Here is a 25,670-nt window from a genome sequence, read left to right on the forward strand (position 1 = left end):
CATGGCGAAGATACCGCGCCGCAAATGCGCAAACAAAGAATGCCGGCAGTGGTTCCACCCGACGCGCAACGGTCAGTTGGTGTGCTCATTCGAGTGCGCCAGCGCCGTCGGCAAAGAACAGACCCGGAAAGCACGCGAGGCAGCGCAGCATAAAGAGCTGTCACGCCAGCGCACTGAAGAAAAAGCAGGGCGCCAACGTCGGAAGGCAAGACTCGCAGAGCTCAGACCGAACGGTTACTACAAGGCGCAGGCTCAGCAAGCCTTTAACGCTTTCATCCGGGCGAGAGATGCGGATTTGCCATGTATCAGCTGCGGAGAGCATAACCCTCCCAATCTGCATGGCGGGCAGTGGGATTGCGGGCACTTCAAAACGGTTGGAGCGAACCCGGAGTTGCGTTTTGAGGAGCGTAACGCTCACAAGCAGTGCAAGTCTTGTAATGGCGGAGCGGGAAAGTACACAGCCAAAGAGGCAACGGTCAACCAGCAATACGAAGCGGGCCTGATTGCTCGTTATGGGCAGGAGTACGTCGACTGGTTGAATGGCCCCCACGAAATGACCAACTACCGCCGCGAAGATTTCATCCGGATCCGCGACGAGTACCGCGCCAAATTAAAAGCACTAAAACAGCGGGAGGCAGCATGAAGCCAGAGCTCGTCGCATCGCTTCGAAAACGCTGGAACAGCCTTCGAATATATCGCCGTCCGGGATCGGTGCTGGTGGATTATCGGATCCTCAAGAACCACATTCGCATTTATCAGTTAGCAGGAGCGACACAATGAACACTCAATACCTGGAATTTGTCCGCCAGCAGCTGATTGTTGCCACTGCCGATCTGAGCGGGGCGACAAAGGGACAACTGGTGGCCTTCGCCGAGAACGCGATGTTTACGCCGACTGCGCGCAGTCGTGGCCGCCAGAAAGTTGCTGACTCGGCGACCGGGCGAATGGTGAACCCCAGCAATCCGCCGATCCCCGGCCAACAATCCCGCGCCAAAGGCTCGTCTATTGCGCTGGTGCTGCCTGTTGAATTCTCTACCGCGTCATGGCGTCGGGCGGTGCTGGCGCTGGATGAACACCAGAAAGCGTGGCTGCTCTGGAACTACAGCGAAAACACGCAATTCGAGCACCAAATCAGCATCACTCAGTGGGCATGGTCAGAATTCCGTGAACAGCTCGGGGCGAAGAAGGTGGCCGGCAAGACGATGGAACGCCTGAAGAAGCTTATCTGGCTGGCAGCCCAGGATGTGAAAGAAGCGTTGGCCGGGCGCTATGTGTACCAGCAGCAGGATCTTGCCGGCTTGTGCGGTGTGAAACCTGATAACTGGAGCCATAACTATGCCGACTACTGGCGGACAATGTGTGTCATCTTCGAGCGTCTTGATGGTGACGCTCTGCATTGCGTAGTAAGAACACGATCGCAACAAAAATCAGCTTTTTCGCAGCAGGGTATTGCAAAAATCAATTAAATGAGCCATATTTAAGCCTACTTTGATATGCTGCCAAAAATACATCAGCGGCATGCCTTCAAGGCCTCGCCATAGCGCGAGGCTTTTGCTGGCAAATCGAAAATCTGCCAATGCCATAGAGCATTTTTTGCCATCATTTAGTGATGAATTCTGTTGATAACTTCTTTTATGCACGTATAATGCCGCGCCATCGAAGAGTTATATCGACACCAATTTGATAAAAAAAAGTAGAGCTAAACCCCTTGTGCGTTATCCTTTCTTTCGGTAGTTTGGATTTGTAGGACGTACAAAGCCCTGCTAAGGAATTTAATTTGAACAAAATTCAGCCAGCCGTTGTGTATGCAATGACCTTTTTCATCATCCCTGCATGGGGATTTTGGCTGTTTTCGCTCATTAAATAATCAAACAGACGTTCCCTTCCTGTTTTCCAAAGATTTTTTCATCCTTTACCAGTTAAAATGCCCACGGTTCTGACATGCGGCCGCACGTCGGGTAATTTAACTTGGTATAAGGAATCTCATATAGAAGCCTCTGATAACTCTGCTTCCGGTGTAAGGGTCTGGATTTTAACAACGATGGTTGGTTTGCTTATGGCTATCGTAACGTTCTTTGCAGTGCGTATTGTCAACACGATTGATGATACGGATGCTGCGGTCCAAACCATTAAAGAAGTACAAGCGTCCCAAGGCGAAGCCATTAAAGGTCTGCAGCGTGACCGAGACAACGCCAATAAGGAAATCGATCGGTTGAGAGACCAGGTCGATCGCTTGAAAGATGATAACGCTATTTTAAAAGCGAAGGCGGGGATTCCTCTGACGCTGAACAGTGAGCCACCTTCGGGTGGCTTTTTCGTATATGGAAGAAGCTAAAGCACACTTTCAATATATTCGGCTCACATTTCGAGCCAATTAAAAGAGCCATTCGGCTCATTGCCATACCCTCATATTGCCCGCCGCGCCGCGGGCTTTTTTATTCCGGCCCCGGAGTGCATCACCGGTGCTCTGACACCACACACAGCTCCCGCATCAAAGCGAGGAGAATGAGATGATCCGATATATGCCAGACAAAATTGCATCCGCAATCTCGTATTGCGTGTCCGGCAGTCTTATTTGTGGAGGCGGCATTTTGCAATGGTTGCACGACCTCGACTGGAACAAGGTTGCAGTAATAGGCGGCTTTCTTATCGGCCTGGCTACTTACCTGACGAACCTTTACTTCAAAAGACGACAGACAAAAGCATATGAGAAAGCCCTGAAGAAGGGATATGTCACCGCACCACCGCAGGACGATTAACCATGGCATCAACGAAAAGCAAACTCAGCGCGGCCATGCTTGGGCTGTTAGCTGCTGGTGCCACTGCGCCGGTACTCATGGGGCAGTTCCAGGATGAAAAAGAAGGAACCAGCCTGGTTGCTTACCCTGATGCTGGTGGCGTGTGGACGATTTGTGGCGGTGTGACTCGCGTTGACGGTAAGCAGGTTGTTAAGGGCATGCAGCTGACGCGCCAGCAGTGCGACAAAATAGATAAAGCAGAGCAGGCAAAGGCTTTGGCCTGGGTTGAGAAAAATGTTCGAGTGCCGTTGACTGAGCCTCAAAAAGTCGGCATCGCTTCTTTCTGCCCCTGGAACATCGGCCCCGGTAAATGTCTGCCATCGACATTCTGGCGAAAGCTCAATTCTGGTGACCGGCACGGCGCATGCGCAGAGATAAAGCGCTGGACGTATGACGGCGGCCGCGATTGTCGGATTCGCTCGAATAATTGCTACGGGCAGGTTCTACGCCGTGACCAGGAGTCCGAACTGGCATGCTGGGGGCTGGATAAATGACGCTGAAAACCTGGTTACTTGTGGGCGTTGAGCTGCTGCTCTCCGGAATCATTATTTTCGTGCTGATGGGGCAGGTTAGCGAGCAGCGCACCAGGGCAGAAAAAGCAGAGCAAGAAGTCGATGGCCAGAGGCAGGTTATTGCTACCCAGGCTTTCAACATGAACCGCTTTAATCAGATCGCAGACTACACCGACCGACACAATTCACTGATTGATGCCGGCACCGAGAAAACGGTCATCGAATACCGGGAGATTTTACGCCGTGACAAAACCTGTGATCTGCCTGTTCCTGCTGACGTTGCTGGTGGGCTGCTCGACTACACGAACAGTTTACGTGCCAGCGCAATGCACGCCGATTCCGGCCAGCCTGACGCAGCCAGTTTTACCCCCGCTGCCGCCAGCGGCCTGACGTATTGCCAGGCTGTGCTTTGGATAAAGCCGTTACTGGCTGCTATCGATAAAGCGAATAGCCAGCTGGCCGGAATCAGGCAAATTGAGGCAGAGAGAAAATAGCATTACCGGGGCTTTTCGCTGAGGGGATTCGATAATGCAACACTTATTTTATCGGCAATCCCACATTATGGAATCAATAAAACATTTCATTGACGCTGTTGATTTGTTTAATACTTAACCCCATTTAACATTTGAACTTACCGCGATGGTAGGCCGATCAAATGGAGATGATATGTTAAAAGATTACTTCGCTAGATTAACATCAGATCAAGAGCGTCGAGTTATGGCTGTGGAAGCTGCATTAGAGATAGCGAAAGCCTCTGTTAGTGCGCCTTCGGCATATACTGGGGTTAAAACTGAGTATGATCTGCAAAAAGTAGCATCAGAGATTAATTCTTTGGCTGATGCCATCCAAGACGCGCTGGAAAGCGATGATGATGAATAATGTTTTTAGTTGATTAGTAACCCGCTCCGGCGGGTTTTTTATTGCCATCATCATGGGTAGGCCCATCGTAATGGCTCTAATGACAGGTGAATTACAATGGCAAAACCGGACTGGGGAGCATTGCAACACCAGTTCCTCGCCGAGCATGCCAAAACAGGTATTTCCCCCAAAGACTGGTGCCAGGCTCAGGGACTGAATTACTCATCTGCGAAACGCTACATCAAAGTAACGTCGTATGGTGCGAAATCGCAGAAAGAACCTGCGAAAAAAAATGCGAATTCGCAAAAGGGAAAGGGCGAGGTCAGTGAAGTCGGGAAGGTGAAAAAATCCGCCCGTGAAACAGGCAGCGCCAAAAAATCCCGAGACGCGAAACCGATACGCGGTTCCCGACATGCTCCGCCGATTAATGCATTCGCCCCCGGCAACCAGCACGCGCTCAAGCACGGCGGCTACGGTCGTAGGATGCTTCTCTCTGACGCTATTACCGAAGACGCCCAGTCACTCACGTTGGATGATGAACTGTTCTGGCTGCGCGCGGCGAGCCTGACGGCAGCGGAGAACATCGGTCGCTGGCAGACAGAGCTTGAGACCGCTAATGGCGAAGCAGCTAAAGACCTTCACGATTTGATTTCGTCTGCACAGAAAGCCATGCACCGCAACACGCAGCGCATTGAGTCGCTGGAGTACACCAAAAACTCCATCGCTAAATTGCAGACGGATGCAGCTTACCGCGTTGTCGCGACGGAGAAGGTGGAAATGGAAATCGACATCCTGAAGGACGGCGACAGCGACAACGCCATCGTCGTACACAACACCCTGCCGATACCAGGAAGATAAATCATGGCCGACATTTACCTCCCGACTCTGCATGACGGGCAGTTAAAGGTCTGGTCTGACTCCTGGGAAGATCAGCTTCACGCGGTTCGATGTGGCCGCCGTTGGGGTAAGACCTTCATGCTGTCCAGTGCTGCTGTGACCTATGCCACTGCGCCATTTAAGCGCCCGGGCATGGACATTGAGCTGGGCGGCCGCGTCGGTATCTTCACCGCAGAGTATCGCCAGTATCAGGAGATTTACGACAAGCTCGAAGAAATCCTGCTGCCTCTTAAGAAAAGCTTTAGCCGTCAGGAGAAACGCCTGCTGCTGAAGAACGGCGGGAAGATCGACTTCTGGGTCACCAACGATAACAAACTGGCTGGCCGTGGCCGCGAATACGAAATCATCCTGATTGACGAGGCGGCGTTTACCAAGTCACCAGAGATGCTGAGGGAAATTTGGCCCAAGTCGATTAAGCCAACGTTGCTGACGACTAAGGGCCGGGCCTACGTATTTTCAACGCCTGACGGGGTGGACGAAGAGAATTTCTTCTACGCCATCTGTCACGACAATAGCCTCGGCTTTATTGAGCATCACGCGCCGACATCCTCCAACCCGTTCGTTCCGCCGGAAGAACTGGAGAAGGAGAAAGCCAACAACGACCCGCGCGTCTTCCGCCAGGAGTTTCTGGCCGAGTTCGTCGACTGGTCTGCCGCTTCGCTGTTCGACGTCCGCAAATGGTTCGAGGGTGAGAATCAGGATCAGCCTGTCGATTACCCTGAAATGTGCCAGGCCGTTTTCGCTGTCATGGATACCGCCGTCAAAGGTGGTTCAGAGCATGACGGAACGGCGGTGGTGTATTACGCCGTCGACACCCGGCCCGGCATCCAGCGCCTCACCATTCTGGACTGGGACGTCGTGCAGATTGACGGCGCGCTGCTGGAAACGTGGATGCCGTCGGTATTCGACCGCCTCAACGAGCTTTCCGGGCAGTGCGTTGCCATCAACGGCAGCCTGGGCGTATTCATCGAAGACGCCAGCATGGGCAGCATCCTACTGCAGAAAGGTGAAAGCCTGGGATGGCCGGTCAACAAAATTGAGTCCGCACTCACCAGCAAAGGAAAGGACGAACGCGCCATTATGGCCTCCGGTTACCACTACCGCGGCCTGGCGAAAATATCCCGACACGCCTACGAGAAGACAGCAGTCTTCAAAGGCGAGACAGCAAACCATCTGCACAAGCAGGTTTCCCGATTCCACCTTGCCGACAAAAAAGCTCATAAGCGCGCCGACGACTTACTCGACTGTTACACCTACGGGCTGATTATCGCATTCGGCAGTGGCGACGCAATCTGACGAGAGAACCAATGAACGAAGACGATTTCGAAATCGGCAGCTGCTCTCACTCAGAGTTGATGGCGTTGCTGGATAGTGACGATATCCAGCCAGGATCCACGGCTGGTTATCAGACCTGCAAAACGGTTTACCTCTACCACCCGCTGGGCGGCAAGATGGTGGATCGCCCGATTAAAATGGCGATGAATGAGCCGCGAACCGTGCATGTTGCCCAGTCCTATGGACTTGAGCAGCGCCTACGCGACGCGTTCGAGCGCGAATGGAAAGCGATGGGTGCTAACCAGCACATCGCCAACGCCGCGCGCATCGCCCGAATTTACGGAGTATCAGCGATCGCCATGCTGGTGGATAACCAGGAGCCGAATGAATCGCTGGACTACCGCACGCTGTACAAGCACAACGTCAGCTTTAACATTCTGGACCCGCTGAACACCGCGGGCAGCATTGTGCTGAATCAGGACCCGAACGCGCAGGACTTCCAGAAGGTCGAAGGCATTCGGGTTGCTGGTAAGCCGTACCACAAATCACGTTGTGTTGTCGTACAGAACGAGGACCCGATTTATCTGGCGTACAACCCTGCGGCGTTCGGGTTTACCGGTCGCAGCGTGTACCAGCGCGCTCTCTACCCGCTGAAGTCTTTCATCCAGACCATGCGTACCGACGATATGGTTGCGGTGAAAGGCGGCCTGCTGGTGACGAAAATCAAGGGGCCAAGTTCTGTCGTCAACAACATGATGCAGAAGCTCAGCGGCATTAAGCGCATGATGCTGAAAAGAGGGAAAACTGGTGAGGTTTTGCAAATCGGTGAAAATGACACAGTCGAATCCATTGACCTGAGCAATCTGAAAGATCCTCTCGATTCTGCAAGAAATCACATTCTGGAGAACGTAGCCGCCGCCGCAGACATGCCAGCGATCATCCTCAACTCTGAGACGTTCGCCCAAGGCTTCGGTGAAGGCACTGAAGATGCCCGGTCCGTCGCGGTGTACATCGATAATATCCGCGAGTGGCTTGATCAGCTTTATGCTTTCTTCATCCGCGTATGCCAGTACCGCGCCTGGAGCATTGAATTCTTTCAGTCGCTTCGCGCCGATTTCCCGGAGCTGAAAAATACCTACAGCGTGTATTTCGCGAGTTGGATAAACAACTTCGAATATCGCTGGCCGTCCTCTCTGAAAGAACCGGAAAGCGAGAAGGTGAAGGTCGACGAAACGCGATTTAAGGCGATCGTCAGCATGCTGGAAGTGGTGCTGCCGCAGCTCACTGCGGACCCAGAAAACCGCGCGACGCTAATCGAGTGGGCGTGTGAAAACGCCAACGCCAATGAGAACCTATTCCCTCAGCGGCTTAATCTCGATTACGACTCGCTGAAAGAAAACCCACCGCCGGAGCCGCCTAAAGCTGAAGAGCCTGGCGGCGGGATGATGCTATGAGCAAATTCTCCAGAACAGTAAGGGAGGCGGTTAAATTCTTCTTGCGCAATGGCTATACCTCTAGAGAGGAGCTGGAGCGATGGCAGGGAATTATTCGTCAGGCGGCAGAAAGCGAAACCCATGATGACTACATATCAAGGGTGTCAGACAAGCTTCGATCAACTTATGAGATGCAGATTAACAGGGCTAAGGCTCTGGATCGGCATCCAGGGTTGTCTCGCTTTACTCTGAATTACATGGAGCCGAAGTTAAGAAGCGAGCTTGATAGACGCATCCTGGCTAGCGCCGACTTAATTAAGTTAAACCGTACAGGCGCGATAAACAAAACAGTCCAGAGATTTAGTGGGTGGGCTACCAGCATCCCTGTGCAGGATTACGTTGGAGGTGGACTGTCGCCATCCTCCAAAAGCGGGGTTAATTACAACTGTGATCACATTCAGAAAAGCGCCTTGCAAATTGATTTTGAAGCGCGCCGGGTGATGATTGATCAGAACCATAAACTCATTGCAAACATCGACAACATCATAGCTGCCAGTAATAACGCCATAGCCGCAGAGTGGCATAGTCACTGGCGGCAGGCAGGTTATGACTACCGGGAAGATCACAAAGAGCGCGATAAGGTGGTCTATCTCATCCGCGGTAACTGGGCGCAAAAAAACGGTTACGTGAAGGTGGGGCCTTCCGGGTACCTTGATGAAATTACACAGCCCGGTGAAGAGGTTTTTTGCCGGTGTTACGTAACCTATCTGTACAACCTCCGGAGTGTTCCTGAACACATGCTGACCCAGAAGGGGCAGAAGTTCATGGCGTCTATGAAATAAGTATAGGAGCATTAAAACGTGGCTATTTTTGGCAGCGGGATAATGTTCCGTCAGGGTAAGTTCGTCTTCCTGATCCAGCGCTCGGATGATGGTACGTGGTGTTCGCCTGGCGGCATGGTAGAGCCGGGCGAGCTGGCGATTGATGCCGCGCGCCGCGAAGTGCTGGAAGAGGCGGGTTATCAGTACGATGGCCCGCTGACCCCACACAGTGTATACGGTGATTATCTGACGTTTCGCGCTGAAGTGCCGGAGAGGTTCGAGGCGAAGCTTAACGACGAGTCGCTGGCCGCCGGATGGTTTCACATTGACGACCTGCCCAAACCGCTTCATCAGCCCTTCGCTGAGATGCTGGTGCAGCAGGCGCTCAATGAAACCGAAGTGGCCGCGCTCATCGCTGACGGAACACTAAGCAGCCCGCAATTCTTTATCAACATGTGGATGTTCGCAATCCGGGTGACCGGAACAGGGGTTACCTGGCGCTCTGCAGATCAACAGATGGCCTTCCGTAACCCGGACGACTATCTCACCCCAGAGTTTCTCCAGCGAGTTGCCGGGCTACCGCTCATATGGCTGCACCCGGAGAAAAATACGCTTGATAGCAATGAGTTCGCAAAACGCGTTATTGGCACCCTGACAAATAGTTGGGTTGCTGACAATGGTGAGGTGTGGGCAATTGCACGCGTATATGACGCCGAGGCTGCCGAAATCATGGCAACCAGGCAGTTAAGCACCTCACCAACCGTAAAATTTGTTGAGGTTCCCGATTCAATCATTGAGATCGACGGTCAGCCTCTACTGGTGGAGCCATCCCCCGAGCTGCTCGACCACGTTGCAATTTGTGAACAGGGCGTATGGGACAAGCTCCTTGCCCCTACTGGTGTTAAATCTGATTCCATTCCAAACGAGGCTGAAAAGATGGACGAGGAAAAAATCGTAGCGCTAATCAATAAGGCGATTGACGCACGCATGGCTAAGGCTGACTCAGAAGAAGCAGACCGTAAAGCCAAGGCCGATGCCGATGAAGCAGCTAAGAAAGAAAAGGCTGATGCTGAGGAAAAAGAGGCTGAAGAGGCGAAAGCCAAAGCTGACGCGGAAGAGAAAGCCGCGAAGGAAAAAGCAGACGCAGAAGCCAAAGAGAAGGCCGACGCAGAAGAGGCGGAACGTATGGCGAAAGAAAAAGCTGACTCTCAGCTGCGCCAGGAAATTGCCGACCTGCGCTCCCGCATCCCAACCGAGTTGAGCGATGAAGAGCGCAACGAAGTCGCCGATGCACAGGTGAAGGCTGATAGCGTGTTCTCATGCTTCGGCAAGCGCGCGCCGGTACCGCTGTCTGGTGAAAAGCCGCTGGCATATCGCCGCCGTCTGATGATCCAGCTTCAGGAGCATTCGCCTGACTTCAAATCCGTCGACCTGTCCTCTATCGCTGACTCAGCCCTGCTGAGCGTGGCCGAGAAGACGATCTACGCCGACGCGCAGAAATCGGCAAGCCTGTCTGTTGGCCCTGGCATGCTGCGCGAAATTAAACGCGCTGATGCGACCGGTCGCCAGATCAGCACCTTCGAAGGCGATCCTGCTGCCACCTGGGCTCCGTTCCAGTCCGGCAAGCGTCAGGTCACCAGTTTCAACAACCAGGCTTAACGGGAGCTCTCAAGCATGGCTATCTTATCTCTTAACCCGATGGCAACCACGAACGCGCTGGGCTCCTTCGGTGTGCAGTCCGACGGTTATATTCAGGGCGTGGCGCTCGATGACCCGGCCAACCGCTTTAACCTGGCTGCGGGCACTGTGGCGGCAACGGAAACCAAACCTTTGTGGGGCGGCCTGCCGGTTGCAGAGCTTCTGCCCGGCACCAGCTCAAGCCCGCGCGGTTCATACATCCGTCGCGCTGTGTCTGTCGCCGAGCTGGAAGGCTTCACCGTCTTCAATCAGGCTCACAACGGCCTGACCACTCCGCAGTCACCGGTTCCGCTGTACGCATCAGGCATGAGCGTTTCGTACTACCGCCTGGGCTCCAACATGCGCGTTCCGCTGAAAGCTTCTGCGCAGGTTGTCGCGCTGGGCACCTCTGGCGCCTCAGTGAAAACCCCGCTGGCCTGGGATTTCGTGAACAACCAGATCACCACCGCGGCAGCGGCCGGTTTCGCTGGTTCCGATATTGCGACAACCGCGGTGACCTATGCCAATGGCGTGGCGACAGCAGTAACCGCTTCAGCTCATGGACTGACAGCTGGTCAATACGTGAAAATCAGTGGCGTCGCTCCTGCAGCGTACAACGGCACTGTGGTCGTGCTGTCAGTCGTGAACGCAACGACCTTCACCTACGCCCCGGCAACTGCACCAGGCGGCGCTGCAACCACGCAGGGCACCATCGGCGCAGTTACGCTTTCCGACATCACGCTGCCGGTAAAAGTGCTCGCCATCGAATCAGGCAACTCCAAGACTGTCAGCTATGACAGCGCGACGGGCTTCCTGACCTGGAACAACACCGACAGCTGCGCGCTGGTCTTACTTTAATCGGGAGCTGAATTAAATGGCTGCAATTACCCCCAGCTACACCATCGTCAATCCGTCGTACATCGCGCCGGAGATGATCATTGGTTACCAGCAGGCGTCAGGTGCGTTTGAAACCATCGCCAGCGGCAACCCGCAAGTCCGTCTCGGCGTAGGCGATCAGTACGTCTACATGCGCCGCCTGGACATTCGCACCCAGACCACTTCCAGCCAGTCCGGTAACGGTAACCAGCTGCCAAGTGTTGCGCTGGATGCGAAGATGATTTCCACCCCAACCTACCTGTTCCGCTGCCGTGGTATCTACGATCACCATGATATGGCTGCTGCCGGTAACTGGAACTTTGCACTGCCGGAAGCTCAGCGCCTGGGCATGCGTCAGGGCATTTTCCAGCAACTGCGCTCTGCTCTGCTGTACGGCATGAACCCTGCTGGCGGTGAAGGGCTGCTGAACACCGCTGGCGCGACTACCGAGTCCCTGCCTCCGGACAGCAACGGTAACACCACTGTGCTGACCTATGACCACGGCCAGATGGCGGTATATTTGCTGGGTCACGTACAGGCCGCACTGACCCGCACCATGCAGCTGGGTCGCCAGCAGCGCGTCGTTATCCTGGGGCCGCAGCGCGCCCTCGGTGCCATGGAGATTCAGCAGATCGTTCAACTGACTTCTTACCAGCGTCCTGGTGGTGGTACTGACACCGTCGGCGGCACGGTGAAAGAAGTGCTGAAAGGAGCAAACGTCCAGGTTGACTGGGTGTATGACGATACCCTGATCGGCGCTGGTGCTGGCGGTACCGACGCGGTGGTGATCACCATCCCTGAAGTCGAAGTGCCAATGGTCAACTCGACTGTGAACACCAACGAATTCGCCAAGCTGACCCCGTCTCTTGCCGCGAACGCGCTGATGTTTACCGACATGGCCGCGCCGCGCGAGATTCCGACGCCGATCGCTGGTGGTGCCATCGATGTTCTGTCCGAAATGCGTTCTACCGCAGGCTGGGCAGTTCGTCCGGAAGCAATCACCATCCTGTCCATGGCGTACAGCGCCTGATCCATTCTTTGAAGTGGTTAAGCCTCTGCCGGGGAAACTCAGCAGGGGCTTTTTTACGAGGGTAACCAATGAAACTCTATATCGCTAACACCACCAAGCAGCGCCAGATTTTCGCCTATCGCAAGCTCGAGACCGGACGCCTTATTCAGATCCCGATTAACCACGGCGATCAGATGATGGTGCTGGATGGCACAACTGAAGAAGTTGATGCAGTGGTGCAGCATCACCAGGTTTACGGACTGGTTGACTCGACGAAAATTGACCAGAGTCAGGCGTTCGTCGGCCTGTGCTACAGCCTGAACAAGCCTGTATCAGCGCCGGTAATCGAAAAAACAATCCGCGATAACGATATTCATCTTACCCGCGGGGCGCATGGTCGCCGACAGGCATCCGTAGCGGCTCTGGATAGCTCTCTGCGCGAAAGCGGTACCGGCTATTCCGGCGAGATGGAAGTCAGCGCTGAGCAGGCGAAAGGCCGGGAAGACAGCGAAGACACCCCGACGGTTAACGAAACCATCGTGACTGAAAAATCCGGGAGCAAGAAAAAATGACAACGAGCCTGTCGGGATTCATCGAATTCGTTCGAACTGACATGGGCGTGACCGCCGCGCAGGTTCCCGACGACTCGCCGTCTTTCACCCTGGCGTATGGCGGCGCGGTTGAGTGGGTAAACCCTGATATCGCGTGCGTCACGCCGAACCTGTACACCATTGCCGTGTACAACCTGGGCGCGTCTTTCCTTGTCAACTACGGTACCGAATCGGTATTTGCTGAATTCAGGAAAACGTATGGCCTGAACGATTTCAAAGCTGGCGTGATTACTGGTGCCGGGGATAACTCAACCAGCGCTCAGCGCCTGGTACCGGACTTCTTCAAAGACCTGTCACTGGCTGACCTGCAGATGTTACAGGATCCATGGGGACGCCGGTACCTGATGATCGCCCAGCAGTTCGGCAGCCTTTGGGGGCTGTCATGATCACCTTCCACCTGGGAGTGATTGATGTCCCGTATGAGGACGAGAACACCACGACAGGAGACGTCGCCGAGTATCTGGAGGAAAAGTACCAGATCATGCAGACGTTTTTCGACAGGTACAGCAACGACATCGCAGACCTGATGGCGAACGACCTGGCCGCGTCGCTTGAGAATATGATGGCCGACGCACCGCCAACTAAAGACCCTCTGGCAGAGTCGATGTCACGGATCCATGACCTGTTTGTCGCCTTCCTCGACAACACCGAAATGAACGGATTGCCGGGCGTGCCTACGCGCCGCGCGCTGGAGGGTATATCCCGGCGATTCAAAAACAAAAAAGGGCCGCCGCGGCCGTCATTCATCGATACCGGAACCTATCAGGCCGCGATGCGCGCCTGGGTGAGCGGGGTGTTAAATGCCTTCCCTGGATGAGTTGCAGCAAACTGCAAAAACCGAGCTTAACGCCACGCTGACGCAGGGGCTTGATGACCTGAGCCGCTTTCAGGTGGTCACGTTCACTAAGTATATCCGCAAGGTGCTGCCCCTCGATGGTTTCGTGTTCTGGGTAAAGGCGTCTGTTTTGTCTGACGACCCAAGCAACGCGCCAGACACGGTCAACGTCAAAGGTTATCTGCACCTTACGACCGAAACCATCCAGGACGATGAACAGCTCTACGATCGTAACGTCGTGACGTTTACCGCGCAGGCGGACATCGACCCGTTCAACGACATCGGATCTGATGTCCTGTATATCGGCGAGTTCTTTGGCCTCCAGTTTTCATTCTCCCGGCGTACCGGGCTGAACGAACCGGCCAACCTCTACCATTACACCGGGGAGGCAATATTCCCCTACATGCGCTCGCAGATCATCAACTCTGCCGACGATATCGACCTGTCGGACGTTGTGGTTTCGAGCTCATTACCTGTATGGCTGACGCTGAGCCAGTACATGCCTATGTTCCCTGCCATGCTGTCGACGCAGAACCTGTCTCCGCCGTATGCAACGGTGAAGTGCAGTAACACCGCGCCGATCGCCGGCAGCTTTTACCTCGATGAGCACCAGAACCAGTATCAACTGGTTTCGGAGGACGTAACTATTTCCATCACAGGCCTGCGGAATGCTGGCGTAGAGGATTTCGTCAGGTATGTGCAGCAGTACACGCTCGGCGATGACGCAGAAATGGGCGTGATGAATATCCCGGTCGTTCAGGACGAGCGCGTCACGCAGAACGAGCTGAACATCATCGCCATGAGAAAAACCATCAAATTCAAAGTCAATTATTACCAGCAGAGGATGCGCAACGTCGCCCGTAAGCTGATCACGTCTGCAATTCCGTCCATTTACCCGGAGAAATGACTAAATGGCAATTGTTAACATTAACGTATCGGTGACCAATCCACCGAAGCCCTCTCAGCTGCTTAAGTCTGGCGCTATGATCTCTGTGGGCGGAACGACACTGGCTGCGGGTGAGTATCAACTGCTGACATCGAAAACTGACCTGAGCGACATTGCATCACCGGCGAAAACCATCGCGTCAATCGCATGGGCGACCGGCGTTGTCACTGTCACGCTTTCTGCTGCGCACGGATGGACTATTGGCGACACAATCCCGCTTATCGTCTCGGGTGTTACCCCCTCCGGCTACAATCGCGCGGTTAACGCCACTGTGACAACCACCACGGCGTTTACCTATCCGCTGGCAACAGACCCAGGTACCGCAACGGTAATGGGCTCAGTACAGACTGTGGCTGCAACTGAAATACTGCAGATGAACACGACATACTGGGCCCAGGGCACAACCCGCGCAGTGTACGTTCTTGAGCTGGGCGATGTGACTGCTACCGCTGCCGTTGCCGCGCTTGCTAACTTCATCACAGAAGATACTTCTCTGGGTAACACCTACCAGAAGTTCTTCTCGTACCTGGTGCCGCGCGAGTGGGACGACGAATCGACGTTCAAAACCCTGACGGGACTGTATACCAGCCCGGCGTCACTGGTTTATTTCTTCGTAACCACCACGATCGCCACCTACCAGGCATGGGTTGCCACCAAAAACAAATCGGTCTTTGCAGGTGTCGAATCCCCCAATATCCCTGCAGGCGAGTTTTCCATGGCTGCCTGGTTCCAGTCCTCCCTGGCAAACGATCCTGGTTCTTCGAACATGGTGCCGCCGATGGCGTACCGGTTCGGCTACGGCGTAACGGAATACCCTGTAGAGGGCAACGGCGCGCTGTTGAAAGCGATGCAGGACAACAGCATCAACTATGTTGGCACAGCGGCGGAAGGCGGGCTGAGTAACAAAATGCTGGTGGCAGGCCACATGCTGGACGGTAACCCGTTCAACTACTGGTATGCCGTTGCCTGGACCGCGATCAACCTTGAGCTCGATCTGGCTAACGAGGTTATCAATGGTTCCAATACCACCGTTAACCCGCTGTATTACGAGCAGAACGGTATCGACCGCCTGCAGCGTCGCGCACTCAAAACCATGCGTAACGGCGTCAGCTATGGTCTGATTCTCGGTCGCGTGATTGGTACCGGCCTGTCACAGCAGGATTTCAACACCGAATACGAGAAAGGCACCTATGCCGGTAACGCGGTGATCAACGCCGTGCCGTTCGCGAATTACACCAGCCTGAACCCGTCCGATTACGCCGATGGCAAGTATAACGGTCTGAGCGCCGTAATGACGCCGCGCCGCGGCTTCGAATCCATCACGTTTAACGTGAACGTAACCAACTTTGTAGGGGCGTAAAAAATGGCAAACCCATTAGTACCGCAGGGATTCCTTAATCGTGTACGCGGCGGATTATCAGTAACTGACGTTCCGGCGCTGAACATCACCGCCTCTTATTTGGGTAAGGATGGCATCAGTATGCGCCCTGATGGCGCAGCTACGGACATCATTCCGACAATGACCGGCACCGTGGGTAGCCAGGCACCCTATCAGCAGGTGACCGTCACCGTACATCTGCTGCGCACCCAGGGCCTGAGCGACAGCTACAAAAACCGTTTTGCCACCGACACGGCGCTGGGTGAAGTAGTGATTACCCCGGATGCCACCACACTCAGTAATTTCACCGTGCTTAACGCTTACCTGGTGAACTTCAACGAACTGCCGTTTACCGGTATGGATGCCGGGTATGTGGCGACTATCAGCGGTTATATACTTGCTAACGACAACATGTGGATTTGATTGTGAAAATTGATAAAAAACTCAATCTGGTAACAAACATCACCAGGGAAGACGGGTCAATCGTGTACCTGCATGTTACCCCGTTCCCGTATGAGGTGGTTGAAGAGCACTGCCTGTTGTTGGGCAACCTGTTCACCAACTTCATCTCACAGGTCGGCGGCCTGGGCGCAGCGCGTGTCGCTGCGATGATGCTACGTAAAAATCTACAGCGCGAGAAGGAGTTGAGGGGCGAATCTAACCAGCAGGCTCCAACCATTGTTGATGAGATTCAGCGTCTTACGTCAGTGGTCTGGAATGACGGCGGAACCTGGAAAACAACATCATTCGACGCCGCCATGAAGCAGGGGATCATCTCCCCTGACGAATACCGCGAAGTTGAAGGTGAGGTGGTTTTTTTTATGGTTTCCTCTGCCATTCAGAAAGCCCATCTGATCGCCCCGACGGTGGGAGCAGTGATCGGCATGTTCGGTGGGCAACTCGTATCATTGAGCGTTACGGCGTTCCGCGATTCGTTGCTGACATCGAATCCGCCTGGCGATACCCAGACCCCGAATGTCCCGCCGGAAACGTCATATATACCCTCCTAGACTGGGCGTCGAATGAGGGATTCTGGCGGGTTATCAGGGAAATAACAGGGGAAGAGTTTGCCAGCCCGGCGCAGTACCGCCAGCGTTACATCATTTCCGCGCTAAAAGACAGGGGTTCCTTCAATGGTGGCTAAGTCTATTGTCGATATTGACGTAAATGACGACAAGTTTGTCGCATTTATGGAGAAGTTCAAAGAATATCAGGCTGCACTTGAGGACCTTCCTGAAGCATGGCGCGGGCTGGCGCATGGGGCCACGGATGCCACCAAAGAGACAGCGAAAGCAAAAACAGAGGGTGACCTTCTGGCTAAAGCTTTTTCTGATGGGGCAAGCGCGATTCTGTCGATAAACAGCGGACTTGATCGGCTTACCGACAGCCTGGATCGGGCGAATAAAAGCCAGGAAGACTTCAACAAGAAAACCCGCTCATCAAAGGGGTTTTTGAGTGACGCCACGAAGGACGCGAAGTCGCTGGCCGGGCACATCAGGGATGCCACAACAAGCCTGCTGTCATGGGGCGGTATCGTTGGCCTGTTCACCGGCGTGCTGGGAGTCGGTGGTCTTTTCGGCCTAAACCGCCTGGCGGCAACAACCGGTTCTCAGCGGTTCACCTCGCTCGGGATTGGGACGAGTATCGGCGCGCTGGACTCGGCAGCCATTAACTACCAGAAGGCACTCGGCAACCCGACAGCAACGCTGGGCGCTATCCGTGACAGCCAGATGGATCTGTCAAAGCGCTGGCAGTTCCAGGCCATGGGCATTAACAACCCAGACCAGGACCCGGCGAAACTCTTGCCGCAACTGATTCGCAATGCGCGAGATATCTTTGTCAAAAACGGCAGCACCCTTCAGGGGGCAAACGCCTACGGGCTGACGAACTTTTTCAGCCTGGATGACCTGAATCGCTTTAAAAACATGAGCGATGAAGAAATTGATGCGATGGATCGCCGGGCACAGAAGGATGCGAAATTACTGCAGATCACCGACCAGCAGGCGCGGCAGTGGCAGGATTTCAACGTTCAGCTGGATTACAGTGGTCAGAGCATCCGTAACACGTTTGTGCGCGGGCTTGGTCCACTCACCCCGCAACTGAGCAAGCTTTCTGACGCGCTGTCGGGTTCCATCGATACGGTTCTGCAGTCGCCAGAGTTGGGTAAGTGGATTGATGGTTTGGCAGGCGGCATTGAGCGCTTGGGGAATTATCTGGCATCGCCTGAGTTCACCAAGGACGTCGACAGCTTCATGGTTGGCATTCAAAAGCTTGGGACACTCATCGGGAAGGTTTACGACTGGATCGTGGGCAAAACCGACATTTCCGTATCTGATGTTACTTCCGGATCCTCAATACTGAGCAACAATAAAGTCCCTGACCCGAAGACTGGCCAGACTTACACACCGGGTTCTGAAGATGACCCGCGGGTGTGGGGATGGTTGAAGGGCGTCAAGAGATTCTTCTCCAGTGGCGATGTTAAGCCTGTCGACCCAACCCCTGCGGATGTCGGCGCGAAAGGCAGGACGATCGCTGACAGGTTCAATAACCCGACCAATCTGCGATGGGCAGAGGGGTACGGCACGCACAACACCAAGAGCGGGAAATTTGCGGTGTTCCCAACGCTCGATGAGGGCGTGCTGGCATCGGCGAAACAGCTACAAATTTTTGGTACCCGCGGCATCAACACGGTCACCGATATAGCGAAAAAATGGGCACCGTCGAACGAGAACGACACAGCGGAGTATATCCGACACGTCGTTAAAACGACTGGGATTGGCGCTAACGACAGACTGAACCTCAATGACCCTGCAATTCTGGCAAAACTCATTTCAGCCATGTCCACGAAAGAGGGGGCCGGAAACCGGGTTAGCGAGGGCGCGGTCATCCAGATATTCAACAACACAGGTGGGAATGCCATCGTTTCATCATCACAGCTTGGAGTGACTAGATAATGGCATTTACTCGCGAACTCTATCGGCTTGGGTTTGAAATATCCCCGGTTATCCTCTGCAATGGAGTTGCGGAGGCTATCCCCGGCGGCATGCTGCCCATAGTGGCGCTCACACAGAGCGCCAGCTTTGTTACCGGGTTGATCGGTGGGGCAATCAACCTTATCGATCTGGATAAATATTTCTGTCACTGGCGTCCTGTTCAGGGCTCGACAATGGTCGACTATGACATCGCACGTTACCCGTTCGCCAACCAGACCGTCGCGGCGAACGCGCTTCTGGCTCAGCCGTTAAGGGTAAGCCTGATGATGGATGCGCCGGTGAACGAGAATACCGGAGCCATGACCAAACTGGTAACCATGAGCTCGCTTCAGGCAGTACTGCAGGCGCATGCCAACCTGGGCGGGACTTACATCGTTGCCACGCCGTCACTTATCTATAACAACTGCATACTGAAAACGGTTAAGGACAACTCTACCGGTAATGACCCGCTCCCTCAGCGCTCCTGGCTCTGGGATTTCGAGCAACCACTTATTACCGAAACCGCAGCTGACCAGGCCGTAAACAGCTTCCTCAGCAAAATTGACGGCGGTGACCAGAACAACAGCAGTGCATGGACAAATACCGTAAGCGCTCTTGGTAACACATCGCTCGGTGGCTCGGTAACCGAGGCAATAACGGGCGTGATTGGCAAGCTTCAGGGGGTATTTGGCATATGAGCACCGTCAATTATCCGTTTACCGGGCTTGAAAGGAAGAGCATGACGTTCTCGCCGGTTCTGGACGGGATGGTTTACTCCTGCCAGATGAAGTGGAACATCGCCGCGCAGCGCTGGTATTTACTGATCACCAATAGCGCCGGAAATCAGGTGTTGAATACTGCCGTTGTAGGTTCGACATCCACTGGTGGGATAAACCTCCTGAATGGAGTATTCACATCGACGACCATGATCTGGCGTGAAAAGAACGGGCAGATTGAGGTAACGAGCTGATGCGCTACTACGAAATCAACATTTTTGATGGCGATACCTTAATCCAGCAATATTCAAGCCTGAAAAATGGAGTTTTTAACCCCGGCGCGCTGATGGTGGAATTCGACATCATGCGCTTTGGTGAATCCACGCCAGCAGGGGAAACGCATCTTACCGTATGGGGTATTGGCCCAAAAGAAATGCAGCAGGCCAGACAGAATCTGTACGGTAAGCGAATACAGGTATTTGCTGGCATGTCCAAAGGGCTGCCGCTGGCGGGCGTATGGGATAAAAAGCTTGCCATAGAGGGCACTGTTTTCCAGGTATTCGGAAACTGGCAGGGAACAGAGTTGCGGCTGGATTTCATCATCGTGTCGGGTCCGGTTAATACCACGGCACGCGGTCAAATGATTCCGCTACAAGTGACCATGCCATGGTCTGTTGGGCAAAAATTGTCAGTAGCGATGGCGCAGTGCTTTATGACGATGGGCGGCTTTACACCGAACATCAGTATCAGCGACAGGCTCACGCTGAATTACGATCGGCCTATGTTTTGCGGATCCCTAACTGAGCTTGCAAAAAACCTGAGAGCGTTTTCTTTATCACGCATTAAAGACCCTGGCTACACAGGTGTGGAAATTGCCGTGGTGAACGGCAATGAAATCCGGGTGTGGGATAACGATTACGCTAATCATCCAGATCGGAGTTCGAAAACCAGTGCGACGGAAAGGAGTAAAAATCCTGTCCAGATAAATTTCAATGACCTGATAGGTCAGCCAACGTGGATCAGCTTTGGTGTTGTCAGCGTCATCTGCGTTATGCGTGCAGACCTCCAGACTGGCGACCACATCCTGATGCCTGAGAAGGCCAGACCAATGATTCAGGCATCTTCTTACTCGCAGTTTCGCGATGACTCAGCCTTTAGCGGTGAATTTGTAGTGCAATCGGTGAGGTTGCTGGGTAACAGCAGGCAGCCAACAGCCGAAGCGTGGATCACTGTGATTGAGGCATACCCGGCGGAGGCGGTTAAGACAAAATGAGCGTCGACCAGAAGCTTAATTTCGGCCGGAACATGAACAGGTTCGCCGAGCAGAAGTTTAATGAGGCTTTCCAGGCGGCCGGGAAGATACTTCCAGCCAGCATTGTTGAGCAAAAAGGCAACATGGTCACGGTGTCTTTCGAGCTGCATGATACGCCATACGTTTTTCCGGATGTCACCATTCCGCTTTTCGGCCCGCAGTACATCCGCTATCCAATGCAGCCGGGGGACAAAGGCGTTGTCATTCCTGCCGACACTTATCTGGGCGGAGTAAGCGGGCAGGGCGGCGGTGTCGCTGATCTAACCCCTCCGGGCAACCTGAGCGCCCTGGTATACCTTCCGATCAGTAACACCGAATGGGAAGCCGTCGACGGCAACGTTGTCACTATTTACGGCCCTGAGGGTGTGACTATCAGGGATCAGGAAAGCAACACGACGTTTCTGCTAACGCCTGACAGCGTGACAATCGCCGCTGTGGATCAGTTTAAGGTTACGGTAGGTAGCACGGTACTCACCCTTACTCAGGGCATGTGGAGCATCACGGGAACGACAGGGAAGCTGCAGGACTCAACCGCCAGCACCAGCCCGGAGATCATGCACACTGGATGGGCCACTCTGATTGCATGGCTGAATTCTCATCAGCACTCAAATGGTAATGGAGGTTCAAACACTGGCGTTCCAACTACTACTTTCAACGGGAGTATCACGCAATGAGAACCTACGGGAGAAATGCAGAGGGCAAGTGGGTGCTGGTGGTGCCGGATGAAAATGGCTTCAACGATGCCATCTATCTTACGACGCTGATACAGAATCTGAAGCTGGCACCTCAGGAGTCACCGTTTTTTGCAAACAACGGCATCCCGTCGCAGAGTTCAGTCATTCAGCAGGTACTGCCAACCTATTATGTCGACAGGCTTCAACGGCAATTTAGCCAGTATTTTTCATCACTGCAGATCGCTCTGGTGAGTGATGACCCTCCCGTATACAACATTTCGGCGATAACGAACGCCGGTTCTAAAATTATCACAACGGTGAACGTATGAGTGATTTGTCCGTAAGCTATAACGCATCGGGTCCGGTTCCGCAAACTGCTGAAGATCTGCGTAGCCAGCTTGTTGCAAAGGCCACTGAGTTATCACCGGGAATCACCACCGATCTGCCTGGCTCCCTTATTGAGGATATCGTCGGCACTGATGTGGGCGCACTGATTATCGCCGACCAGATCCGCGTCGACCTCATCAACTCTGTTGGCCCGCTGAAAGCGAATATGTACATGCTGAACCTCCTGGCGCAGCAGGCAGGAATAAGCGCACAAAAAACAGAGGGGTCGACTACCGTTCCTGTGACGTTTAGCGGACCGGCAGGATTCGTCATACCGCAGGGGTTTCTGGTTAGCGACGGCACGTATACTTACCAGATCGCCGACGCGACAGTAATTCTGTCTTCAGGTGTTAGCGCGATGGTAACAGCCATTGCAACAAGCACCGGTTCTTGGGCCGTGCCTACAGGAACAGTTAACCAGATACTGACCAGCCTGCCGTCTAACATTACCCTGACCTGCACGAACCCGGTGGCGGGAACGCCAGGAGGCGCGCCGGAGACCAATTACGAGTTTCGAGAACGTGTATGGCAGGCGCAGATGTCCACCGTTCAGGGTTATCCAGGCTTTATCCGCCAGAAATTGACTGACCTTGACAACGTACAGGGCCGCCTGGTCTCAGTGGTCCAGAGCGGAACATCCTGGATCATCATGTGCGGCGGTGGCGATATTTATGATATTGCTGGCGCAATTTACAAATCAGCAGGCGATATCAGCAGGCTGAAAGGCACCGACCTGAACGTCACAGGCATCACAAATGCCAACCCCGGAGTCGTGACGACAGATATCACGCACGGATTTTCTACCAATCAGGTAATCAATATCACTGGCGTACTGGGTATGTCCGGCATCAATAACGTCCCCCTGACAATTACAGTGCTGACGCCTCACACGTTTTCCATTGGCATAAATACCACCTCGTCAGGATCATGGACTGGTGGAGGATTGGTTACCCCAAACCTCAGAAATAACGTTGTGTCGATAAACGACTGGCCTGACAATTATCTCATCCCGTTTGTTACCCCGCTTCAGCAACTGGTAACCATCAAGTTTGAGTGGGCTACGGAAAGTGCCAACTATCTGACTGACGCAACTATCGCTTCGTTGGTGTCGCAACCGGTTATCGACTATGTAAACGGCATATTCGCTGGAAAGCCGATGAACATCAATAACGTCAAGGATGTCTTTCTTCAGGCAATTAATAGCACGCTGGATATGAGCCTGATTTCAACACTGAACGTTATTATTACGGTGAATGGTGTAATCACAGTTGTGGATGCCGGGACCAACATCATCAGTGGCGACCCTTACAGTTACTGGTTCATTGCCTCCGACGGGATTATCGTGGACGGAATATAATATGCTTGAAAATATCATTAAGTCTTACTTGTATACGCAGTATAACGACGATGATGATCTCCAGGCGTTCGTGACTGCGTATAACTCCATGGCCCAGGATATTTATTCATGGATGATTAACGCTAATCTTCCGATATTTGTCGGCGGGTATAATGCAGGTGACCAGTTAAAATGGATTGCCAGGGGGATTTATGGCGTTAAGCCACCGGTGCTAGTCAGTGGAAAGCAATCTGTTTTCGGCCCGTACAACACAATCCCGTTCAACCAGTTACCATTCAATGGTAGAAGGGTGGTAAATCAGTCAGAACAGGTAATCGTTTCAGATGATCTGTTTAAGCGCATCATGACGTGGAATTTCTACAAAGGTGATGGTTACTACTTTACAATTCCGTGGCTCAAGCGCCGAATCATGCGCTTTCTTACTGGGGCTGATGGGGTTGATGTAGTCAATGACCAGCGCTGGAGTATATCGGTTCTTTTCTCTGGAAACGGCGCAAGCATATCCATTGTGAAGGGGTACAGAAAGCTCACAAGCTCAGCTTTGTATAACAGCCAGCCATACAACAGCAGGGCATTCAATCAGGACACCAGTGTTTTGATTAAGAGTAATGAATATGAGTATGTATCTCTGTTCAAGCAGGCCTTTGATAGCGGACTGCTTCATATGCCTTTTTATCAACCTGTGAGCGTGACTATAGTTGGGTGAGTGGTGTAAAGTTGATTAACAATCTGTTAGTTAAAAGGTAACGTCATGGGTAGGCTTGTCTTTACTATTTTTATTCTTTTAGTATCTGGTTGTAGTGCATATGATCGTGGCAGGGCTGTTACGTTGGAGCAGAAAAGAGATATTCTTTTAAACGAAAGTCCCAAATATGCCCCTGGGTATTTAACAAAAGATAAAGTTGATATATATACGGTGCGGAATACCCTTCTTTCCAATGGAGGGGAAACAAAGGATTTTTTAAAAAAACTAATCTCAAAGTGTTATGATTCAAAGGTTGAGTATTGCGCGTTTGAAGAATATTACAATGCTTATATTAACAATAAGCGAAAAAAAGAAAGAGATGATCTAAGAAAGACAAAAATACCAGTAAAAAAAGGCGATCTTTTTTATTGCAAGGTGTCAATGCATCTCTCTAATGGAATTGTTGATACTAGCTATGTTCGTGTCGGAGTTAAAGACAATATCGATGTTGTCGGATTTGTTTTCTCAAACGGATATCAAATAATTTCACCAAAACTAAAAGTCATCAGTTCTGAATCTGGAGAAAGAGCAGGAATGTCTCCTGGTGGATCTTTGGTGGTTAATGCCAGTTATGATGGAAGTTATTACACTATAAGGCTATTTGATAACCATTTGTATACAGAGCCAGATAAAGACGCTGTTCGTCATGTTTTGGATTTTGGTTCAGCAGGAGTTATTGAGGCTTTTGACTGTAAAAAGGCATAATTTGGAAATTCAAAAAATTAGCAAGGCATCTTGCTAATAATTAACATGAATGAGTTTGAAAATAATTAAACCCGCATTGTGCGGGTTTTTTATTTCCCACATCCCGGAGGATAAATGGCACTCACACTTTTAGCTGCAAACAATGCCCAAACGGTACTTGCTGCGGGGATTAACTCTACCGCAACGAGCCTTACAGTGAACACTGGCACGGGAGATTTGTTCCCATCACCAGTTGCCGGAGCGAGTTTTTTTAAGCTTACGCTGGTAGACGCAGCAACCGGGACGCTGACCGAGATTGTTCATGTTACTGCCCGCTCAGGCGATACGATGACAATAGAGCGTGGGCAGGAAGGAACGCCAGCGAGAGCATGGTCAGCAAACGACATCGCTGCGAACATGATGACTGCCGGTTCATTCGCATTACTAGCACAAACTGCATTGTCTCTACAGGTTGCAAATAATCTTTCAGAAATAGCCTCAGCTGGGCCTTCGGCTGTCAGTCAGACTCTCACAAACCTAGGTCTGGGAACTGCGGCAACTAAGAATGTAGGCACCGGATCGAATCAGATACCCGATATGTCCAGTTTTACGGCAAGCCGTGCGTCAACCGGTTGGCAAAAATTGCCAGGGGGACTGATTATCCAATGGGGACAGGCTTCGACGGACACCAGTTCTCTTGTTACCGTGGCTTATCCGATCCCATTCCCAAACAGCATATTCCAGGTCATCGGCTCATGCCTCGATGTCAATAACGCTAACATAGTGGCTATTAACTCTACTGATGGCGTCAACTTCAACCTGGTAGCCTGGGTTGCTACATCTGGCTCGGTTTTAAGAACTAAAACTCCGGTGAAATGGATCGCAATAGGAAACTGA

32 protein-coding genes are annotated in these 25,670 nt (G+C 52.8%); all 32 read left to right on the top strand.

Annotated features, from left to right (window positions below):
- The first annotated feature begins 1 nt into the window (after window position 1).
- The 32 genes from ACREYP_RS04825 to ACREYP_RS04980 all read left to right on the top strand — a co-directional run bounded on the left by ACREYP_RS04825 (window position 2) and on the right by ACREYP_RS04980 (window position 25,670).
- Complete coding sequence (locus ACREYP_RS04825) at window positions 2–643, top strand: recombination protein NinG (RefSeq protein ID WP_498881145.1); 642 nt, start codon at window positions 2–4, stop codon at window positions 641–643.
- Window positions 640–780, top strand: a complete 141-nt coding sequence (locus ACREYP_RS04830) for a YlcG family protein (protein ID WP_498881146.1) — start codon at window positions 640–642, stop codon at window positions 778–780. Before ACREYP_RS04825 ends, ACREYP_RS04830 begins: the two co-directional genes overlap by 4 nt.
- A complete protein-coding gene (locus ACREYP_RS04835; protein WP_498881147.1) occupies window positions 777–1,466 on the top strand; it encodes a bacteriophage antitermination protein Q in 690 nt (229 codons plus the stop codon). Before ACREYP_RS04830 ends, ACREYP_RS04835 begins: the two co-directional genes overlap by 4 nt.
- Before the next feature lie 590 nt (window positions 1,467–2,056).
- Window positions 2,057–2,335, top strand: coding sequence for a conjugal transfer protein TraF (traF, locus tag ACREYP_RS04840; RefSeq protein WP_498881148.1), 279 nt, complete (start codon window positions 2,057–2,059; stop codon window positions 2,333–2,335).
- A 175-nt stretch (window positions 2,336–2,510) separates the two neighbouring features.
- The gene (locus ACREYP_RS04845) at window positions 2,511–2,759 is read left to right on the top strand and encodes a class II holin family protein (RefSeq protein ID WP_498881149.1); all 249 of its coding nucleotides are present in this window, start codon (window positions 2,511–2,513) and stop codon (window positions 2,757–2,759) included.
- Window positions 2,760–2,761: 2 nt separating this feature from the next.
- Complete coding sequence (locus ACREYP_RS04850) at window positions 2,762–3,292, top strand: lysozyme (protein WP_498881150.1); 531 nt, start codon at window positions 2,762–2,764, stop codon at window positions 3,290–3,292.
- A 65-nt stretch (window positions 3,293–3,357) separates the two neighbouring features.
- Complete coding sequence (locus ACREYP_RS04855; RefSeq protein WP_498881392.1) at window positions 3,358–3,804, top strand: hypothetical protein; 447 nt, start codon at window positions 3,358–3,360, stop codon at window positions 3,802–3,804.
- A 172-nt stretch (window positions 3,805–3,976) separates the two neighbouring features.
- Window positions 3,977–4,189, top strand: coding sequence for a hypothetical protein (locus ACREYP_RS04860; RefSeq protein ID WP_498881151.1), 213 nt, complete (start codon window positions 3,977–3,979; stop codon window positions 4,187–4,189).
- Window positions 4,190–4,285: 96 nt separating this feature from the next.
- Window positions 4,286–5,026 (top strand): protein kinase family protein, encoded by a 741-nt coding sequence (locus tag ACREYP_RS04865; RefSeq protein ID WP_498881152.1) that lies wholly within the window; start codon window positions 4,286–4,288, stop codon window positions 5,024–5,026.
- 3 nt (window positions 5,027–5,029) lie between these two features.
- The gene (locus ACREYP_RS04870) at window positions 5,030–6,361 is read left to right on the top strand and encodes a terminase large subunit (protein ID WP_498881153.1); all 1,332 of its coding nucleotides are present in this window, start codon (window positions 5,030–5,032) and stop codon (window positions 6,359–6,361) included.
- Between the two features lie 11 nt (window positions 6,362–6,372).
- On the top strand, window positions 6,373–7,794 hold the full coding sequence (locus ACREYP_RS04875; protein ID WP_498881154.1) for an anti-CBASS protein Acb1 family protein: 1,422 nt from the start codon (window positions 6,373–6,375) through the stop codon (window positions 7,792–7,794).
- Complete coding sequence (locus ACREYP_RS04880; protein WP_498881155.1) at window positions 7,791–8,615, top strand: hypothetical protein; 825 nt, start codon at window positions 7,791–7,793, stop codon at window positions 8,613–8,615. Before ACREYP_RS04875 ends, ACREYP_RS04880 begins: the two co-directional genes overlap by 4 nt.
- 18 nt (window positions 8,616–8,633) lie before the next feature.
- Window positions 8,634–10,253, top strand: a complete 1,620-nt coding sequence (locus ACREYP_RS04885; protein ID WP_498881156.1) for an NUDIX hydrolase — start codon at window positions 8,634–8,636, stop codon at window positions 10,251–10,253.
- 15 nt (window positions 10,254–10,268) lie between these two features.
- Window positions 10,269–11,129: a hypothetical protein gene (locus tag ACREYP_RS04890; RefSeq protein ID WP_498881157.1), complete on the top strand. Its 861-nt coding sequence runs from the start codon at window positions 10,269–10,271 to the stop codon at window positions 11,127–11,129.
- Between the two features lie 16 nt (window positions 11,130–11,145).
- Window positions 11,146–12,177, top strand: a complete 1,032-nt coding sequence (locus ACREYP_RS04895) for a DUF2184 domain-containing protein (RefSeq protein WP_498881158.1) — start codon at window positions 11,146–11,148, stop codon at window positions 12,175–12,177.
- A gap of 68 nt (window positions 12,178–12,245) precedes the next feature.
- Window positions 12,246–12,728 carry a hypothetical protein gene (locus ACREYP_RS04900; RefSeq protein ID WP_498881159.1) on the top strand — a complete coding sequence of 161 codons (483 nt, stop codon included), beginning with the start codon at window positions 12,246–12,248 and terminating at the stop codon, window positions 12,726–12,728.
- Window positions 12,725–13,153 carry a hypothetical protein gene (locus ACREYP_RS04905; RefSeq protein WP_322824742.1) on the top strand — a complete coding sequence of 143 codons (429 nt, stop codon included), beginning with the start codon at window positions 12,725–12,727 and terminating at the stop codon, window positions 13,151–13,153. Before ACREYP_RS04900 ends, ACREYP_RS04905 begins: the two co-directional genes overlap by 4 nt.
- Entirely contained in the window at window positions 13,150–13,584 is a 435-nt protein-coding gene (locus ACREYP_RS04910; RefSeq protein WP_498881160.1) for a hypothetical protein, read from the top strand. Before ACREYP_RS04905 ends, ACREYP_RS04910 begins: the two co-directional genes overlap by 4 nt.
- Entirely contained in the window at window positions 13,568–14,509 is a 942-nt protein-coding gene (locus ACREYP_RS04915) for a hypothetical protein (RefSeq protein WP_498881161.1), read from the top strand. Before ACREYP_RS04910 ends, ACREYP_RS04915 begins: the two co-directional genes overlap by 17 nt.
- A gap of 4 nt (window positions 14,510–14,513) precedes the next feature.
- Window positions 14,514–15,908: a hypothetical protein gene (locus ACREYP_RS04920; protein ID WP_498881162.1), complete on the top strand. Its 1,395-nt coding sequence runs from the start codon at window positions 14,514–14,516 to the stop codon at window positions 15,906–15,908.
- A 3-nt stretch (window positions 15,909–15,911) separates the two neighbouring features.
- Window positions 15,912–16,349, top strand: coding sequence for a hypothetical protein (locus tag ACREYP_RS04925; RefSeq protein WP_311888627.1), 438 nt, complete (start codon window positions 15,912–15,914; stop codon window positions 16,347–16,349).
- A 2-nt stretch (window positions 16,350–16,351) separates the two neighbouring features.
- The gene (locus ACREYP_RS04930) at window positions 16,352–16,936 is read left to right on the top strand and encodes a hypothetical protein (protein WP_498881163.1); all 585 of its coding nucleotides are present in this window, start codon (window positions 16,352–16,354) and stop codon (window positions 16,934–16,936) included.
- Window positions 16,937–17,059: 123 nt separating this feature from the next.
- Window positions 17,060–18,880, top strand: coding sequence for a hypothetical protein (locus tag ACREYP_RS04935; protein ID WP_498881164.1), 1,821 nt, complete (start codon window positions 17,060–17,062; stop codon window positions 18,878–18,880).
- Window positions 18,880–19,596, top strand: coding sequence for a hypothetical protein (locus tag ACREYP_RS04940; RefSeq protein WP_172743872.1), 717 nt, complete (start codon window positions 18,880–18,882; stop codon window positions 19,594–19,596). Before ACREYP_RS04935 ends, ACREYP_RS04940 begins: the two co-directional genes overlap by 1 nt.
- Window positions 19,593–19,868 (top strand): hypothetical protein, encoded by a 276-nt coding sequence (locus tag ACREYP_RS04945; protein ID WP_498881165.1) that lies wholly within the window; start codon window positions 19,593–19,595, stop codon window positions 19,866–19,868. Before ACREYP_RS04940 ends, ACREYP_RS04945 begins: the two co-directional genes overlap by 4 nt.
- Window positions 19,868–20,887, top strand: a complete 1,020-nt coding sequence (locus ACREYP_RS04950; RefSeq protein WP_498881166.1) for a hypothetical protein — start codon at window positions 19,868–19,870, stop codon at window positions 20,885–20,887. Before ACREYP_RS04945 ends, ACREYP_RS04950 begins: the two co-directional genes overlap by 1 nt.
- The gene (locus ACREYP_RS04955) at window positions 20,884–21,600 is read left to right on the top strand and encodes a hypothetical protein (RefSeq protein WP_498881167.1); all 717 of its coding nucleotides are present in this window, start codon (window positions 20,884–20,886) and stop codon (window positions 21,598–21,600) included. The genes ACREYP_RS04950 and ACREYP_RS04955 overlap by 4 nt, the downstream gene beginning before the upstream one ends.
- On the top strand, window positions 21,597–21,929 hold the full coding sequence (locus ACREYP_RS04960) for a hypothetical protein (RefSeq protein ID WP_498881168.1): 333 nt from the start codon (window positions 21,597–21,599) through the stop codon (window positions 21,927–21,929). The genes ACREYP_RS04955 and ACREYP_RS04960 overlap by 4 nt, the downstream gene beginning before the upstream one ends.
- Window positions 21,926–23,344: a ubiquitin-activating E1 FCCH domain-containing protein gene (locus ACREYP_RS04965; protein ID WP_498881169.1), complete on the top strand. Its 1,419-nt coding sequence runs from the start codon at window positions 21,926–21,928 to the stop codon at window positions 23,342–23,344. Before ACREYP_RS04960 ends, ACREYP_RS04965 begins: the two co-directional genes overlap by 4 nt.
- 1 nt (window position 23,345) lies before the next feature.
- Window positions 23,346–24,050 (top strand): hypothetical protein, encoded by a 705-nt coding sequence (locus ACREYP_RS04970; RefSeq protein WP_498881170.1) that lies wholly within the window; start codon window positions 23,346–23,348, stop codon window positions 24,048–24,050.
- Window positions 24,051–24,095: 45 nt separating this feature from the next.
- Complete coding sequence (locus ACREYP_RS04975; protein ID WP_498881171.1) at window positions 24,096–24,794, top strand: hypothetical protein; 699 nt, start codon at window positions 24,096–24,098, stop codon at window positions 24,792–24,794.
- 114 nt (window positions 24,795–24,908) lie between these two features.
- Entirely contained in the window at window positions 24,909–25,670 is a 762-nt protein-coding gene (locus tag ACREYP_RS04980) for a gp53-like domain-containing protein (RefSeq protein WP_498881172.1), read from the top strand.

It is taken from the genome of Enterobacter sp. TMH.L2, from assembly GCF_050847315.1.
In the GTDB taxonomy this organism is placed as follows: Bacteria; Pseudomonadota; Gammaproteobacteria; order Enterobacterales; family Enterobacteriaceae; genus Cedecea.

Bases quoted from the DNA above. Each gene is read 5' to 3' on its own strand.
- ACREYP_RS04905 (WP_322824742.1), top strand. From the start codon at position 12,725: ATGACAACGAGCCTGTCGGGATTCATCGAATTCGTTCGAACTGACATG.
- ACREYP_RS04845 (WP_498881149.1), top strand. From the start codon at position 2,511: ATGATCCGATATATGCCAGACAAAATTGCATCCGCAATCTCGTATTGC.
- ACREYP_RS04935 (WP_498881164.1), top strand. From the start codon at position 17,060: ATGGTGGCTAAGTCTATTGTCGATATTGACGTAAATGACGACAAGTTT.
- ACREYP_RS04900 (WP_498881159.1), top strand. From the start codon at position 12,246: ATGAAACTCTATATCGCTAACACCACCAAGCAGCGCCAGATTTTCGCC.
- ACREYP_RS04925 (WP_311888627.1), top strand. From the start codon at position 15,912: ATGGCAAACCCATTAGTACCGCAGGGATTCCTTAATCGTGTACGCGGC.
- ACREYP_RS04865 (WP_498881152.1), top strand. From the start codon at position 4,286: ATGGCAAAACCGGACTGGGGAGCATTGCAACACCAGTTCCTCGCCGAG.
- ACREYP_RS04890 (WP_498881157.1), top strand. From the start codon at position 10,269: ATGGCTATCTTATCTCTTAACCCGATGGCAACCACGAACGCGCTGGGC.
- ACREYP_RS04965 (WP_498881169.1), top strand. From the start codon at position 21,926: ATGAGTGATTTGTCCGTAAGCTATAACGCATCGGGTCCGGTTCCGCAA.
- ACREYP_RS04875 (WP_498881154.1), top strand. From the start codon at position 6,373: ATGAACGAAGACGATTTCGAAATCGGCAGCTGCTCTCACTCAGAGTTG.
- ACREYP_RS04960 (WP_498881168.1), top strand. From the start codon at position 21,597: ATGAGAACCTACGGGAGAAATGCAGAGGGCAAGTGGGTGCTGGTGGTG.
- ACREYP_RS04980 (WP_498881172.1), top strand. From the start codon at position 24,909: ATGGCACTCACACTTTTAGCTGCAAACAATGCCCAAACGGTACTTGCT.
- ACREYP_RS04825 (WP_498881145.1), top strand. From the start codon at position 2: ATGGCGAAGATACCGCGCCGCAAATGCGCAAACAAAGAATGCCGGCAG.
- ACREYP_RS04895 (WP_498881158.1), top strand. From the start codon at position 11,146: ATGGCTGCAATTACCCCCAGCTACACCATCGTCAATCCGTCGTACATC.
- ACREYP_RS04950 (WP_498881166.1), top strand. From the start codon at position 19,868: ATGCGCTACTACGAAATCAACATTTTTGATGGCGATACCTTAATCCAG.
- ACREYP_RS04955 (WP_498881167.1), top strand. From the start codon at position 20,884: ATGAGCGTCGACCAGAAGCTTAATTTCGGCCGGAACATGAACAGGTTC.
- ACREYP_RS04910 (WP_498881160.1), top strand. From the start codon at position 13,150: ATGATCACCTTCCACCTGGGAGTGATTGATGTCCCGTATGAGGACGAG.
- ACREYP_RS04975 (WP_498881171.1), top strand. From the start codon at position 24,096: ATGGGTAGGCTTGTCTTTACTATTTTTATTCTTTTAGTATCTGGTTGT.
- ACREYP_RS04920 (WP_498881162.1), top strand. From the start codon at position 14,514: ATGGCAATTGTTAACATTAACGTATCGGTGACCAATCCACCGAAGCCC.
- ACREYP_RS04855 (WP_498881392.1), top strand. From the start codon at position 3,358: ATGGGGCAGGTTAGCGAGCAGCGCACCAGGGCAGAAAAAGCAGAGCAA.
- ACREYP_RS04860 (WP_498881151.1), top strand. From the start codon at position 3,977: ATGTTAAAAGATTACTTCGCTAGATTAACATCAGATCAAGAGCGTCGA.
- traF (WP_498881148.1), top strand. From the start codon at position 2,057: ATGGCTATCGTAACGTTCTTTGCAGTGCGTATTGTCAACACGATTGAT.
- ACREYP_RS04940 (WP_172743872.1), top strand. From the start codon at position 18,880: ATGGCATTTACTCGCGAACTCTATCGGCTTGGGTTTGAAATATCCCCG.
- ACREYP_RS04970 (WP_498881170.1), top strand. From the start codon at position 23,346: ATGCTTGAAAATATCATTAAGTCTTACTTGTATACGCAGTATAACGAC.
- ACREYP_RS04870 (WP_498881153.1), top strand. From the start codon at position 5,030: ATGGCCGACATTTACCTCCCGACTCTGCATGACGGGCAGTTAAAGGTC.
- ACREYP_RS04945 (WP_498881165.1), top strand. From the start codon at position 19,593: ATGAGCACCGTCAATTATCCGTTTACCGGGCTTGAAAGGAAGAGCATG.
- ACREYP_RS04850 (WP_498881150.1), top strand. From the start codon at position 2,762: ATGGCATCAACGAAAAGCAAACTCAGCGCGGCCATGCTTGGGCTGTTA.
- ACREYP_RS04880 (WP_498881155.1), top strand. From the start codon at position 7,791: ATGAGCAAATTCTCCAGAACAGTAAGGGAGGCGGTTAAATTCTTCTTG.
- ACREYP_RS04830 (WP_498881146.1), top strand. From the start codon at position 640: ATGAAGCCAGAGCTCGTCGCATCGCTTCGAAAACGCTGGAACAGCCTT.
- ACREYP_RS04835 (WP_498881147.1), top strand. From the start codon at position 777: ATGAACACTCAATACCTGGAATTTGTCCGCCAGCAGCTGATTGTTGCC.
- ACREYP_RS04915 (WP_498881161.1), top strand. From the start codon at position 13,568: ATGCCTTCCCTGGATGAGTTGCAGCAAACTGCAAAAACCGAGCTTAAC.